At 65.8% G+C, this 13049-nt stretch carries 12 protein-coding genes; 8 read left to right on the top strand and 4 right to left on the bottom strand.

The features are described 5' to 3' along the window. Positions 1 to 539 precede the first annotated feature (539 nt). Both ACFXI3_RS15805 and ACFXI3_RS15800 read right to left on the bottom strand, forming a co-directional pair. Positions 540 to 1655, bottom strand: coding sequence for a hypothetical protein (locus ACFXI3_RS15805; RefSeq protein ID WP_378400084.1), 1116 nt, complete (start codon positions 1653 to 1655; stop codon positions 540 to 542). Continuing rightward, complete coding sequence (locus ACFXI3_RS15800; protein ID WP_378400083.1) at positions 1648 to 2112, bottom strand: hypothetical protein; 465 nt, start codon at positions 2110 to 2112, stop codon at positions 1648 to 1650. Before ACFXI3_RS15800 ends, ACFXI3_RS15805 begins: the two co-directional genes overlap by 8 nt. A 308-nt stretch (positions 2113 to 2420) precedes the next feature. Between ACFXI3_RS15800 and ACFXI3_RS15795 the strand changes: the two genes are divergently transcribed. Next, positions 2421 to 2792 (top strand): winged helix-turn-helix transcriptional regulator, encoded by a 372-nt coding sequence (locus tag ACFXI3_RS15795; protein WP_378400082.1) that lies wholly within the window; start codon positions 2421 to 2423, stop codon positions 2790 to 2792. 14 nt (positions 2793 to 2806) lie between these two features. On the opposite strand, the gene ACFXI3_RS15790 is transcribed toward ACFXI3_RS15795, so the two are convergent. Further along, positions 2807 to 3982 (bottom strand): diguanylate cyclase, encoded by a 1176-nt coding sequence (locus tag ACFXI3_RS15790; protein WP_378400081.1) that lies wholly within the window; start codon positions 3980 to 3982, stop codon positions 2807 to 2809. Between the two features lie 132 nt (positions 3983 to 4114). Further along, complete coding sequence (locus tag ACFXI3_RS15785; RefSeq protein WP_378400080.1) at positions 4115 to 5482, bottom strand: MFS transporter; 1368 nt, start codon at positions 5480 to 5482, stop codon at positions 4115 to 4117. A gap of 808 nt (positions 5483 to 6290) precedes the next feature. Here ACFXI3_RS15785 and ACFXI3_RS15780 point away from each other — a divergent pair. The 7 genes from ACFXI3_RS15780 to ACFXI3_RS15750 all read left to right on the top strand — a co-directional run bounded on the left by ACFXI3_RS15780 (position 6291) and on the right by ACFXI3_RS15750 (position 13031). Continuing rightward, entirely contained in the window at positions 6291 to 6773 is a 483-nt protein-coding gene (locus tag ACFXI3_RS15780) for a hypothetical protein (RefSeq protein WP_378400079.1), read from the top strand. Next, positions 6770 to 7063, top strand: a complete 294-nt coding sequence (locus ACFXI3_RS15775; protein ID WP_378400078.1) for a response regulator transcription factor — start codon at positions 6770 to 6772, stop codon at positions 7061 to 7063. The genes ACFXI3_RS15780 and ACFXI3_RS15775 overlap by 4 nt, the downstream gene beginning before the upstream one ends. A gap of 73 nt (positions 7064 to 7136) precedes the next feature. Further along, positions 7137 to 7460, top strand: a complete 324-nt coding sequence (locus tag ACFXI3_RS15770; protein ID WP_378400077.1) for a hypothetical protein — start codon at positions 7137 to 7139, stop codon at positions 7458 to 7460. Between the two features lie 63 nt (positions 7461 to 7523). Further along, positions 7524 to 8423 carry a site-specific integrase gene (locus ACFXI3_RS15765; protein WP_378400076.1) on the top strand — a complete coding sequence of 300 codons (900 nt, stop codon included), beginning with the start codon at positions 7524 to 7526 and terminating at the stop codon, positions 8421 to 8423. A gap of 51 nt (positions 8424 to 8474) precedes the next feature. Continuing rightward, a complete protein-coding gene (locus ACFXI3_RS15760; RefSeq protein ID WP_378400075.1) occupies positions 8475 to 9011 on the top strand; it encodes a hypothetical protein in 537 nt (178 codons plus the stop codon). Continuing rightward, a complete protein-coding gene (locus ACFXI3_RS15755) occupies positions 8995 to 10935 on the top strand; it encodes a hypothetical protein (RefSeq protein ID WP_378400074.1) in 1941 nt (646 codons plus the stop codon). The genes ACFXI3_RS15760 and ACFXI3_RS15755 overlap by 17 nt, the downstream gene beginning before the upstream one ends. Beyond that, positions 10932 to 13031, top strand: a complete 2100-nt coding sequence (locus ACFXI3_RS15750) for an integrase (RefSeq protein WP_378400073.1) — start codon at positions 10932 to 10934, stop codon at positions 13029 to 13031. The genes ACFXI3_RS15755 and ACFXI3_RS15750 overlap by 4 nt, the downstream gene beginning before the upstream one ends. Positions 13032 to 13049: the final 18 nt, after the last annotated feature.

Here is a 13049-nt window from a genome sequence, read left to right as displayed (position 1 = left end):
GTAGTCGGGTCGAGGGTTCGCGATCAGCAACAGCCTGGGGGCCACCGCGATAGCCACGACGGAGGGCGGCCCCTCAGCAATCACCGACGCAGGCTCGGGCGGCACGATGCTGAGACCACGTTGGCCAAGTACTACTCGGCGCATCCAACCGCCGGCCAGGACGATCATCGTTCCGGCCTGCCAAATGACCGGGAACGGCAGCCGATCCGCCGAGGAACGTCTTCCTGACCTGCAGTATCGGCCCGTCGATGGCGACTAGAGTGGAATTTTTCGCTTCGGGACGGGAAGTTTCGCCGCCGTTCGAACCCGCCGTGGCCTGCACCGTAGTCAACCGGGGCAAACAACGGCGCAGAGAGCAGACCAGGACGGCGGCCGGTTCGAGGACGCAGCGGGGATGTTCTCGGCGGTTGTACTGAGTCGTTCGCTGTTTGCGCGGGGCCGCAGCGGCGCATACGTTCGAACGCTTCATCCACAGGAACGAAACCGGCTTGCGCGAGCGCCCCCGCACGTGCCGCGTGCCACAACGGCCGCTATGCAGTTCAAGCGGTACGCCGTACCATCCCGTCCCGCAGCACGCGTCTAGCCAATCTGACAACCTTCTCCCGTTGCACTAACGCATCCACATCGAGCGGGTCCGTCTCCACCTCAATATTCAGCTTCTCCGACGGAGCACGCTTGCCCGTTCCGAGGAAACGGCACGAGCCGCTAACCGCCGCGCGCAGCTCGATCGCATCGAGAAATTCAGCCCGATCCCGCTGACCGAGGCCCGCTGCCTCCGCAACCAGCACCGCCCTGTCACGCACTCGCTTGCAGCTTTGTTGTTGTGCGAGAAGGAGCGCATCGTAGATGTCAATGATCTCCCGATTCAGCACTCCGCCGACATGAAGCCGATCGGTCATCGTCCGTCTGATCGGCTCGACGTAGCACCACAATCGCCGGACGCTCGCGTTCTCCAGACTTATACGGACGTCCTCGACAAGGCCCGCGGCTTCGCCGAAACACGAGCCCGCAGCGATGAGCACTCCGCCGAGGCCCTGCACGACGAGCCCTGGCCAGGCACTGCCTCCGGTCAAATCCGGCCCTCCGACCACTGCGACCAGGCTCGCCGCTACCCCGGTCGCACAAACCAGACAGCCAGCAAATGTCAGATCGCCCGCGACTCGCAGGCGCAACGACGCCTGCCTCACCAGTTTTCTGATTCGCATCGTGTATACCGCGAATGCGAGCGCGGGGACGGCGCCGCCGATCCAGACGACCGCGCCCAGCAGCTCAACGCCTTCACTCCTCCGCGGTTCACCGAAGACGGTCCAGGCCAGCACGCCGGTTCCGGCCGCGACAACAGCCAGGACGTACCGCAGCCGCAGCCAACCCCATCCGCTGAGCCCCAGGAGACCGGCCGGTCCGATCAGCGTTCCTAATGAGCACGCTCCGCGCACGAAGATCGTCAGGTTCGGCCCGCCGGTCGCGTTGGTCACGATCGAAGTGACCTCTGGTGCCCTGAGCACCAGCGACGCACCGAACAAAGCCAGCATCGTCCCGAGATACGCCTTGCCCAGTGCGTCACGATGCCGGGCGAACACGATCAGCGTCCGGATTCCTTCTGCCGAGACCAATACACCCACCGCCAGCGCAACCCACCCAAGCGGTTCACGCATTCGCGTCGCGCAGATCTGTCGCCGCCGCGAACGTCTTGCCCAACGCCACCACTGCGTGACTGTCACGACCGCGGTCTCTGCTCAGCGCATGTGCATCGATCCGCTCGGCCAACTGGTGCGCGAACTCCTCCGCCATCAACTCGCCGACCTCGCGGCAACGGGGGTCCGCGCGCGGCAAGCACGGTCCAGCGGCGTCCGCGTCTTCCAAGAGAATGTGCCCGAGTTCGTGAAAGTGGATGTGCCGGGCATGTCCGCGTTCGATGTCGCGGATCACAACGATGTAGTCGGCGGACTCGGTTCTGATGAGCATGCCGGTAGGCATGGCTCCGCTCAGATCGCCGCGCATCAGGCGGATCGGCTTGTCCCGGAGCCGGTTCAGCCGGTCGACCAAACCGTTCATGCTGAACGGCCGCGGAACCGGAATCTCCCCCACGAGTCTCCCGACGTCCGCGATCATGCTCGGTTCCAGCCTGGACTCTTCCGCTCGCTTCGCGCGCATTCCCCACCCTTGCGAATTCGGCCTGTCCGGCGAGGCTTGGACGTGCGGCCTGCTCCTGGCCGCTCGCCCAAGCCTCGCGCTTCTGTGCGGTGCCAGGCGGTCAGTCCCGGCTGCGGCCTGCCTACCAGGCAATCTGCCGACTCACGCCAGTCATCGGCGTCGACTCACGCGGGGGTGTTCCGCGCAGTGTTCACTCATTCGGCCTAGCTTGAACAGAATCCGCCGTTCAGCGAGACACTGTCACGTGGATCGTGTTAGCTGAGAACGTGTCGAGGCAGAACATGTCGTACCAGAAGACTTTCGAGTCGGCGGTCGAGATGCTCCGAGGACGGTGGATGATCGTGGTGCTGGCCGCGCTCTCCACCGAGGACCAGCTCCAGTACCGCGACATCCGTGACCGGGTGAACGAAGGCGAAGTCCGGCCGGGCAATGGCGACGACGTCAGCCCGCTCTCGGACCAAAGCCTCACCAAGACGCTCAAACGAGCGCAAGATCACGGGCTCGTCCGCCTGCACGCCGACGAAGGCCACTTCAAGCCGACCTGGTACGAACTCACCCGGAAAGGCGCGGAAGCGTTGCGCGCCGTCCGCCCACTGATCGAGTGGATGCACCGCTACGAGCCAGCACCGAACCATTAACCAGCAGCGTCAGGTCAACGAGCCTGCCTGGTGTAACCCGCATTGATCCGGTCACGACCCTGGCCCTTGGCGAAGAACAGCCGGTTGTCCGCTGAGAGCAGCAGCTCGCTCAGGTCGACGTCGTCCTCGGCGTACCCGTTGTCACACGCCACGCCGACCGTGACGCGAACGGAAACCGCCGACGCGCTGTCCTCCTCGCCGGGAACTATCTCCAGCGCTGCGACAGCACACCGAATGCGCTCGGCGATCTCGGTCGCTCCACTGAGACTGACGTCGGACAGAAAGATTACGAATTCCTCGCCGCCGAAGCGGCCCACAAGGTCGGTCCGGCGCGTCTCGCTGCTGATCACTTGAGCGACAGCACGGAGAACATCGTCCCCGAACAGGTGGCCGTGGGTGTCGTTGATGCGTTTGAAGAAATCCAGGTCCAGCATCAGCACCGCTGTCGGCACACGGTGCCGTCGCGCCTTCCGCAGACCGGCCTCGGCCAGGCACCGCCAGGTCTCCATATTGAGCAGGCCGGTCTTGCGGTCAGTACTGGCCGCGGTCTCGAGGTGCTTCGCTGAGTCGCTGCGGTGCAGAACGTAGACCAACGGCAGCAGGAAGAGCGCGAGCCATGGCCGCAACTGGACGAATACTGCGGTGATCGCCCCCAGGAACAGAGTCACGACCTCCAGCGCGTTGGCGCTCCAGCCGCCGACGATCCCGGCAATCGAACGCTGCTTCTCCGCAGTCACGATCGCCGCACCGACAGCCACGGTATTTACCAGCCAGAACGTTGCGATTGCGGCGAGGAGCACCCAGGCGCTGACCTCGCTCGGCGCGCTCAGCACATCCCCGGGCTCCAAGACCCGGACCACGCCATACGACACGCACGCCGGAATGATCATCGCGCTGGTGTTGAACACCGCGCGATATGGGGCGATCCCGCTGGTCCACCTGGACGCCCGCCACCACAGATGCAAGTAAAGCACCGCAGCGGCCGACGCCCCCAGGACTGGACCGGAAACCAGCGTGACCGCCAGGATCGCGACCGAACTCATGTTGACGTGCGGAGTATCGGTGAGCTGCCGACGTTGGCGTTCGAGACGCCAGGTCAGCTCTGCGCTCAGAAGCCCTCCCAGGGTGACAAGCACCGATCGGCCGACGTCTGCGAACACCGGCGGTTCGATCCACAGCCACCAGAGCACCAGCGAGGCAGCCAGAAGATCGACGAGTATGACCGTTACGAAAACCGAGCGCGGAGCATCTATCAGCTTCGATTTCCGATCAGATACTCGCCTCCGCGCAGCTGTTTCCGCTGCACCTGGCTCTGTTGGCCCTTACCCGCCATACTGACTCCTATGTGTCGCCGACCGGGTCGGCGCTGCCTCTTCGTGCACGGCCCGGTCGGCCAGGCGGTCCTGGTCCCGGGGGGAGGTGCCGAACGTGCGCGGCAAGGAATGGTGATCATGCTCCCGATCCACTGAGATCGGCTCGCTCCTGGTTGCTCCTCGGGAGCGAGCCACCCACCACCCCGCGCCGACGATCAGCGCCACCACTGCGGCACTCGCACCCGCCGCAGCTGTTGCCCGAAACGGACCGATGCGGTCCGCGACAGCTCCGCCGGCCACGATCATGAGGCCTTGCGAGCAGTACATCGCCGTTCCCATCCGGCCCATCACGCCACCGAGTCTTCGATTCGGCACGACGTCCACCACCAGAGCCTGGGCCTTGATCACGTACATCTCAGCAACAGCGCCAGTCGTCGCCCACAGCACCAGCGTCACAGCAAGGTTCGGCCTCGCTTCGCAGGCGATCAGCGGCACCCCGGCCAGCACGGCCAATGCGACGATCGTAGACACCTTCGTCGGCAGGGTCACCAACGTGGAAACCCAGGCACCGATCGCGCTGCCGATCGGGTCGGCTGCCATCAGCAATCCGATCCCGAGCGCGCCAACACCGACCTCGCGTCCGTACGGCGCGGCCAGCCCTTCGGGAATGATGTACAGGCCGAGCAGCAGCACCAGCCCGAACAACGCGACAACGACGCCGCGGTTGTCGCGGGGAATGCCGCCGTTTGGCTCCGACGTCTCCGACGGCTCCGAGGTACGCGCGGCCGGTCGTCCGTGCACGCCGCGCAGCACCAGGATCATGCTGACCACGAATGTGCCGGCATCGAGTCCCATCGCGACGTGCGGATCGAGCCACGCTAGCAACAGCCCTCCCCCGGCGAATCCGCCGAGTTGCGCAATCTGGGTGGTGAACTGTCGCAGTGCGAGCCCTGCCTCATAGTGTTCGCCACGGCCGAGGACTTCCGGCAGCAGTGACATCTGCGCGGCTTTGAACGGTCCCGCCGCGAAACTCAGGAGTCCGACGCAGCTCCACAACGCCGGCAACGGCAATCCGGGCACAGCCATGGCCCCGGCGAGCAGGGCGCGTGCGGCATCCGCCGCGGCCATGACGGTGCGCCGGGGAAGCCTGTCGGCCAAGCCAGACAACAGCACTCCGCCCAGCAAGCTGGGCACGAGGGTCAAACCGTACGTCAGTGCGGTGAGCAAGGCAGATGAAGTCTGCGAATATACGACTAAGGCAAGCGCCACCCGCGCCAACTGGTCGCCGATGACGGAACTCAGCTCGGCAAGCCACAGTGCCCGGAACTCGCTGTTTCGCAATGGTTCGGCGAAGCCGGGCTTGCTTCCTGCAGACATTCATCCCCCGCGGCGGTCGTGCGTCATCGGGACCGGGCCGGCACGCGCCTGACCGCAGCTATCCGGACGTTCGGACGGACCAGGCATCCTCAGCCAGGTCCCGCGGAATTGTCATAGGTCGCGGTCCCGACGCCTGCTTCCGTGCAAGTGGCGACGCGAATCCATAGACCTTCGGCGCACGACAACGAGATCCATACGGCCTCCCCTGCCAATATGACTTCTTGAAGGCGACTCCACCCATCGCCTCCAAGTCGATCAACGTATACCGCTCAGTGCGCAAGTGTATGCAGAACGCAACACTTCACTCGGATGGCTGAGTGCTTTGTTCGCACGTCCCAGATGATCACCCCGGCAATCGCGCAAAGCAGATTCCAGGGCTCAGAAACGAATTCCGCCAGAGCCAAGTACAAGGCCGGTCGCCCGGGAGACGGCGCCCTCCCCGACAACCGCCTCCCAGGCCGGACCGCGGCATCCACCGAGGGGAAAGGGTAAGGAGCCGCCGTCCGGAAGGTGCCGCCGCAGCCGCTCCGGTCCGGGCTGACAGCTGATCACCTTCTGCTCTCAGCTTGCCCAAAGAGTGCGACTTTGTCAACAGGTGAAGTCAAATAATCCCTGTCGGCGAAAGGCATCCGAAAAGTTGCCGAGGTTCCTTCGTGCCGAGACGGCCCCAGCCACCCAAGCATCCGCGCGGCGGCGTGCAAGCCGAATTAGGCGTGTTACCGCACCGTCGTCGTCCGCGGGCTTGCACGCGCGCGACGCGCGACTGCTGCGGGGTGCGGGTCCGTCCTCCGACACGAAGGAACCTGGTATGCATCGAATCGAGAACAGCGCACGGACATCTCCTCCGGCCGAGCAAGTTCTAGTGTGCTGCGCTTACACCGAAGCAGCCGAACAGAAGCGTCTCGCCGCGGGCCAACCGCAAGAATCTCTGACGTTCGTCCAGTCGGCTGACGATCTCAAACGGTTGCGAGACAACGGCCATGCACAGTTCGACACCGTGATCCTCAATCAGGTATTCGAACCCGATTGGGCCGAGCCCGTGCTCCTGGCGTGGTCCTTGCTCGCCGATAACGGGACTCTGCTGGCTGTCGTGCCACAGGATTGGGATCGAACCAAAAGCCAGCACGCGCGTGCCGCCCAGGAGGTTGTCAGCCAGTTCGGCCGCGTCCGCCGCTCTTCTCGCCGCGCTCGCCAGGCCGGAATCCCCGCCGACTGTTCCATCCTGGTCTGCTCAAAACGAGACCCGCGAACCGCTAACTGGTGGCAGCGCCTACTGCGGCGGGGCCGATGAACCGTCGGCCGTCTCTCAGCGGACGGGAAACCCAGATGCTCGCGCACGTCGCCCGCGGGCTGTCCAACTATCAGATCGCGCAGGTCGAATACGTCAGCGCTGAAACGGTGAAGACCCACCTGTACAACGCGTTTCGCAAGCTTCGGGCTGTCAACCGAGCGCACGCGGTCGCGATTGCTTACCACGTAGGGATTTTCGCGACTGGCACCTCGTTCGGCCCGGCGATCGAGCCGTCGCCGCTTACCCCCGTCCGACGGTCGCCACCACACCCAATCCGGTCGGACCGCTGATCGCGGACAGTCGAGCGTAGGCTCGACAGTGGACGTTCGTCCGGCCCTCCTCGCTTGATTATGAGGAGTGTCAATGACGTTGCTGCGTCAGAACCGCGAGCTGAAGCGGCTCGGGATCTGGAACTGGTCGCTGCCGGCTTTCGCCGGAACGCTTCCCGACGGACGCAACTACAACACCTGTCCGTCCGCCGGAGTGTGTGCGAGCGTCTGCTACGCCCGCAACGGAACCTACCGATTCCCGGTTGTGCTGCAGCGGCACCAGGAAAACCTCCGGTACGTCCTCGACGACCTTCCCGGATGGACAGTCCAGATGACTGCCGAAGTGACGCATCCCAAATTCGCCGGGGCATGGGTGCGGATCCATGACTTCTTGGGGCAGTTCAGGTGTGTCTCATGAGAGCACGTTTTCGCAGTGTAGACCGCCGGGAGGGTGTGTCGTGAGCACTGCTATCCATGACCGATGCGTTTGTACTTCGTGGACACTCAAGCCGCACGGAGGCACCTCGACGTGGGGGTGCTTGCTGGTCGGGATGTCGTTGACCTGCTTGATGATCGAGGCGTTCTTGACGGCACGCCGGTCTTTCTTGACGAGGAGACGATGATGCCAGTCGAGCCCTTGTGCTCGTGGGCGCGGACCCTGTCGAACGCGGAACTGTCGCCGGCCACGATGAAGGACTATGGCCGGATCATCGCCCGGTTCGCAGACTTCCTGACCGGTCGAGGACGAGATCTCCTCATGGCTACCGAGTCGGATGTACTGGCATACAAGAAGGTTCGCACCAGGCTCCAGGAACGACCCATCGGCGGTTCGGCGTGGAAGAAGGAAGCTCAACTGCTCGACCAGTTCTACAAGTGCCTCGTGTCGGCGGGGATTCGGAACGATCTTCCGGTCCGGGCCCTCGCCCGCGGACGGAGCGCTTTGGCACCAGCGATCAAGCAGCGGATGGACATCCGACACCTGACGTTGGCCCAGTACCGGTATTTCCGCGACGTGGGGCTGGGCGGGCAGCGCTCCGACTCCACAGTGGACACCTTGTTCCGAGGTTGGTCACCCCATCGGAACAAGGCTGCGGCTGATCTTGCCTTGGGAACCGGGATGCGGTGGCAGGAATGGGCGACCGTGCTCTTGCCCGAGCTGGGCATCGACGTCGGGCACCCGGTCGACCAGGTGGAGTTCAGGGTGCAGGCGTGCGCGAAGTACGGCAAGGCCCGCAACATCTACGTGCCCGAGGAATCGATGCGAGCTCTGGAGCTCTATCTGTTGTTGGAGCGGCCTGAGCAGGCCGCACGATCCGCAGCACGGCTGCAGCAGCGTCATCGGGACCTGTTCGTGGTCTCTCGGATCGACCACGCTTCCTGACGGATCTCGGGCCAGCTGGACGGACTCAAGCGCGAGTTCGTCATGTCCGCGATGAGTGCCGACCTCCGGCGGATCACCGTCCGCGAAACGAGCGCCGGGTTGGAGGCCCTGACGGTGTTCATCTGCCACGGCGGGTTGATGCCGCGCGCGGACTCGTGGAAGCGGTATCGGCATGCGGCCTGGAGGCGCATGGTCGCGGGGGCTGGCGAGCGCACGCCGCTGCTCCCGCGCCGGCGCTGGCGCTGGCACGACCTGCGGCACACCTACGCGCTGCAAATGCTGAATTACCTGGAGAGCCTGATGGACGGCGACGAGCCCGACGCGGCCGCACGCCGCCGACGGCACCGGTCCTGGCTGTCCGGCCACGTCAAGCTGAACCCGCTGCTGATCGTCAGCCGACGGCTGGGCCACTCGGACCCGGGCACGACCTACGAGTACCTCGAATACACCGACGACCTGCTCAACGAGTTCGACGACGCGTTCCGCGGCTGGGTCGGCGACCTCGGACAGGAAGCGACCTACGCGCAGATCGCCTCGCACGCGCTCTCGTTGGAGGAAAGGAGGCCCGCCGATGCCTCGCAAAGGTGACTATGTCAGGGATTTCCCCGATCTCGAGGTCGAACCCGGCTCGTCGCGCGACAGCGGTCCTCATCGGAACGAGTGGGTGGTCGTCGCGTCGACGGCGACCAAGCGCAACCAGTCCAGCCGGATCGTGCCAGATCGTTACGCCTGTTCCGGGCTGGCGGCCGAGCTGGCCCAGGAATGGGTCGAGTATGTCGAGGCGGCCGGGCTCGCCGCCGGATCGGTGCAGTCCTATCGGCAGGCGATCGCGAGCTTCTGTGCCTGCGTCGACAACCGATTCGGCGCTGCCGCACCGGACGCGTCGCTGGAGAAAGACGAGCCAGATCTCGCGCGGGCGGTCGCGGCCTGGGAACGCTGGCTGCCCTCGAACTTCCCGGAAGGTTCGACCCGTCCTTCCATCCTGGCCGGCGCGATTCGCGTGCTGATCCGCAGGCGGGTCGAGCATCCGGAAAGGCCCGTGGCGGACGCGGTGATCGCGCTCGCCCGCGCGGGCAGCGGGGTTCCCGTCGGGGACTGCGGCGAACTGGACGAGTTCTCCCGCCAGGAGAAGCTCGAGCTGGTCCGGACAGCCTGGACGGCGGTGGTCGCCCTGGAGAAGCGCCTCGCAGGGGGATGGGAACTGGCCGCCGCGGGGCGGCATCCCGATCACGGTTGCTGGACGTCGATCCCCGATTTGCTCTGGGGCCTGGCCCATCAGGCCATCACGCCCAAGGACATCCACGATCGCCTGCCGGTCTCCACGTCCTGGCCCGCGCACCTGCGCGAGTGCGTCGGGCTGCCCGACGGACCGCTTCCACGCACTGCCAAGCAGTTTCTCAGCCGCTGGCTTGTCGCGCAGTTGTGGCCCAGCACGCTGGACTTGCACGCTTTCCGTGTCCTGCTGACCGACGCGACCGGCCGTGCTCCCGAGGAGATCGGCCAACTGACGGGCAACGACGTGGAGTTCGTCCCGAACGGCGTCCGGCTGACGCTGGTGAAGAAGCGGGCCCAGCGCCGCTACTACCGCTCGTTCACCGACAAGCCCGTCGACAGCGTCGGCGGTGTGGTCGAGACCGAGGACTTCCGGAACCTGCCGCGACGCGAACCGGGCGAGATCATCCGCCGGCTGATGGGCGTCACCGAGCGAGCGCGGCAACGGACTGCCGACCCGGAGGGCAAGCTGTTCGTCCGGGCCGTGGTCGACGTCGGTCTGCGGTTGAAGTTCGCCGAGTGGAATCCCGAGGCACCGCCCGTCCGGTTCAGCGTCTGGCTGCGGGAGCACGAGGTCACCGTTACCGGCAAAGCCGATATCAGGCGGTTGCGCAAGTCCACCAAGGTCGAAAAGATCGCCGTCGCCCAAGGCCACATCCAGCAAGCCGCCGATGACCATCACGAACAGACCTTCCGCGGTCACTACGCCCAAGGAACCACGCTGCGCGTGATCTCCGCCGAAGTGATCAACGCCGCCCAGCAGCACTGGTTCGACCAAGCCGTCCACGGCCCCACCGTCCTCACCGAGCAGCCCGGACCGACGCGAGAGGACACCGAACGCCTGCATAGCCTCGGCCTGACCGACCAGCAGGCCGACGACCTGATGCACGGCCAGCTGGACATGGGCGTGACCCACTGCTCCGATCCCTACGACTCTCCCTACAGCCCTCGCGGCGAGCTATGCGCAGTGGCGCCGCTGCACTGCCTGGAATGCCGCAACGCCTGGATCCTGCCCAGCCAGCTTCCCCAGCTGCTGCTGTTCGCCGACCACCTCGACCGGCTGCGGCAACGGATGGCGCCGGCACGGTTCACCACCGTCTGGGGCCAGTCCTGGACCAACCTGCACGCCGTCCTCGCCGAACGCACCGAGGAAGAGATCGCCCTGGCCCGCGAACACATCGCCGGAAGCGACGTCTCCCTCACCTTGCCGTTGGCCGCACACGTGGAGTTCGACGCATGACCCGACCCGCCGAACACCGGCTGCCCCCATCAGTTTTCGCCCCTGACGAGCCCGTGATCCAGAGCCATCCGCTGCTGACCGGCGCGATCAGCCCGAGGTTCGGGCAGACCGACGTCTGGGACTTCAACGGCGTCGTCCGCCGCAACGCCAACCTCCCGGAATGCGGGTGGAGAGCGCGTTTCAACAAGGCGCTGGACGATCCACAATGGAATCTCACGGCACGCGAGCTGGCCATGATCATGGCGAACCCGCGACACGACGCCGTCATCGACGCCCGCGTCCACCTCCCGCCCACGCCCTGCGACCTGGGCACCGTCATCGGCGCCGTTTCGCGTCTGCGCCTGCTCGCCCGCTGGGCACAGGACAACGAGTTGCCCGCGCAACTGCGCAAGTGGTCGGCGACCGACTTGCGGCGCTACATCACCAGCCGCGGCAACAGCGGTCTGACCGCAGGAACCGTGAAGAACCACATCTTGCTGATCAAACGCCTCCACGAGATCGGCCCCGCGCTGAGCCTGGGCGGCCCGCCGACCGACCCCTGGCGCGGCATCAGCGCGCGCAAAGCGGCCGACATGCCGCCGCCAGGCCACCTGTCCACTCCCGTCATTCCGCCCGAGATCTGGTTCCCGCTGACCAAAGCCGCCTGGCGTTACGTCCGCGCCTTCGCCCCCGATGTCCTGCGCGCCTCCCGGCGACTCGCCGAACTCCGGGTCGCTCTCGCACGGCCGTCCAGCTCGCGAGGGAACATGCACCACCTGCTGGAGGACTACCTCGCCGACCCGACGAACCCGATCCCCATACACGCCAAGCGATACACCGTCGCACACGAACAGACAAGCGAGGCGATGGTCAACTGGGACGTGCTCAGGCTGTTTCTGGGCAACCGGGCCACCGACAACCTGTTCGCCCGGACAAGCCTGGGAACGCAGCGTCGGGCTCGCGTCCTCGACGCCGTGCACGCCGGGCACCGAACGACCACCGGTCTCATCGACGACCTCGCCCGCACAACCCGCCCGGACGGCACCACCGGTCCCTGGCACCCCGGCTTGGACCCGCGCGAGATCCACCGGCTGCTCCCGAAACTGCGCGACGCGGCTTTCTGCCTGGTCGCCGCGTTGTCGATGATGCGCGACAGCGAAATCCACGAAATCTGCCGCGGCGCCGTCGTCGACCACTTCAACGCACCAGCGATCGCGTCGTCCCTGGACAAAGGACATCCCGGCAGGCCGGGGAAATACTGGTGGATCACCGCTCCGGTCGCGGAAGCCATCGCCGTCGCCGAGGCTGTTTCGACCCACCACGAGCGCGTGTTCGCGCCCATGAAGCGCTCGACCGACACCGCCGTCCACGGCGACCGAATGATCGACACCTTCATCGGCACTGTCAACGCCGATCGCGACTGGACCGGCTTGGACGAGATCCCCGCCGGCCGCGTCCGGCCGCACATGTTCCGCCGGACGATGGCGATGCTTACCGACCAGTTCCCCGGCTCGGAAGTAGCGCTGGGCTTGCAGCTCAAGCACGTCGCGGCACGGGCGCTGGCCAACCGCACCACCCAGTCCTACGCCGCGTCCGACTCCAGCTGGGCAACGTTGCTCGACAGCGCGCTGGAGGCGAACCGGTTCCGCCGATTCACCGACCTTTACGGCATGCACAAAGCCGGCCAGCAGATCGGCTACGGCCCCGGCGCCGACCGAGTCAAAGAAGCGTTCGACGAGATCCTCGCGACGGTCCACGCTCGCGGCGGAGACGCCCGCGTCGAGACCGACCTGCTTCGCAAGAGCCGCATCACCATCCGCTTCGGCGCGCTCAACAACTGCCTGTTCGACCCGGCGAACCCCACCGGAGCCCTCTGCCTGGAAAACGCCACCATCCCCGACGGGCACTCCGGCCCGCTGCACGAACGCTGCCGACCCGACCGTTGCCGCAACAGCATGATCGGCGTCGAGCACCTCGCCATCCACGACTCGCACCGGCGCACTCACCTCAAGCTCCTGGACACCCCGAGCCTTCCTCCCGCGCGCAAAGCCCTTATCCGCCGCGAGATCGACCAGGCGACCACCATCCTCGACCGCGCCCAAGGAAAGAACCAATGACCACCGCGTCCGACCGCA

Source organism: Amycolatopsis sp. NPDC059235 (assembly GCF_042754125.1).
In the GTDB taxonomy this organism is placed as follows: Bacteria; Actinomycetota; Actinomycetes; order Mycobacteriales; family Pseudonocardiaceae; genus Amycolatopsis; species Amycolatopsis albidoflava.
Note: the sequence above shows the minus strand (reverse complement) of the source record. Positions and strands in the feature narration are given on the sequence as shown.

Bases quoted from the DNA above. Each gene is read 5' to 3' on its own strand.
- ACFXI3_RS15750 (WP_378400073.1), top strand. From the start codon at position 10,932: ATGACCCGACCCGCCGAACACCGGCTGCCCCCATCAGTTTTCGCCCCT.
- ACFXI3_RS15805 (WP_378400084.1), bottom strand. From the start codon at position 1,655: ATGCGTGAACCGCTTGGGTGGGTTGCGCTGGCGGTGGGTGTATTGGTC.
- ACFXI3_RS15775 (WP_378400078.1), top strand. From the start codon at position 6,770: ATGAACCGTCGGCCGTCTCTCAGCGGACGGGAAACCCAGATGCTCGCG.
- ACFXI3_RS15755 (WP_378400074.1), top strand. From the start codon at position 8,995: ATGCCTCGCAAAGGTGACTATGTCAGGGATTTCCCCGATCTCGAGGTC.
- ACFXI3_RS15800 (WP_378400083.1), bottom strand. From the start codon at position 2,112: ATGATCGCGGACGTCGGGAGACTCGTGGGGGAGATTCCGGTTCCGCGG.
- ACFXI3_RS15765 (WP_378400076.1), top strand. From the start codon at position 7,524: ATGCGTTTGTACTTCGTGGACACTCAAGCCGCACGGAGGCACCTCGAC.
- ACFXI3_RS15780 (WP_378400079.1), top strand. From the start codon at position 6,291: ATGCATCGAATCGAGAACAGCGCACGGACATCTCCTCCGGCCGAGCAA.
- ACFXI3_RS15760 (WP_378400075.1), top strand. From the start codon at position 8,475: ATGAGTGCCGACCTCCGGCGGATCACCGTCCGCGAAACGAGCGCCGGG.
- ACFXI3_RS15770 (WP_378400077.1), top strand. From the start codon at position 7,137: ATGACGTTGCTGCGTCAGAACCGCGAGCTGAAGCGGCTCGGGATCTGG.
- ACFXI3_RS15785 (WP_378400080.1), bottom strand. From the start codon at position 5,482: ATGTCTGCAGGAAGCAAGCCCGGCTTCGCCGAACCATTGCGAAACAGC.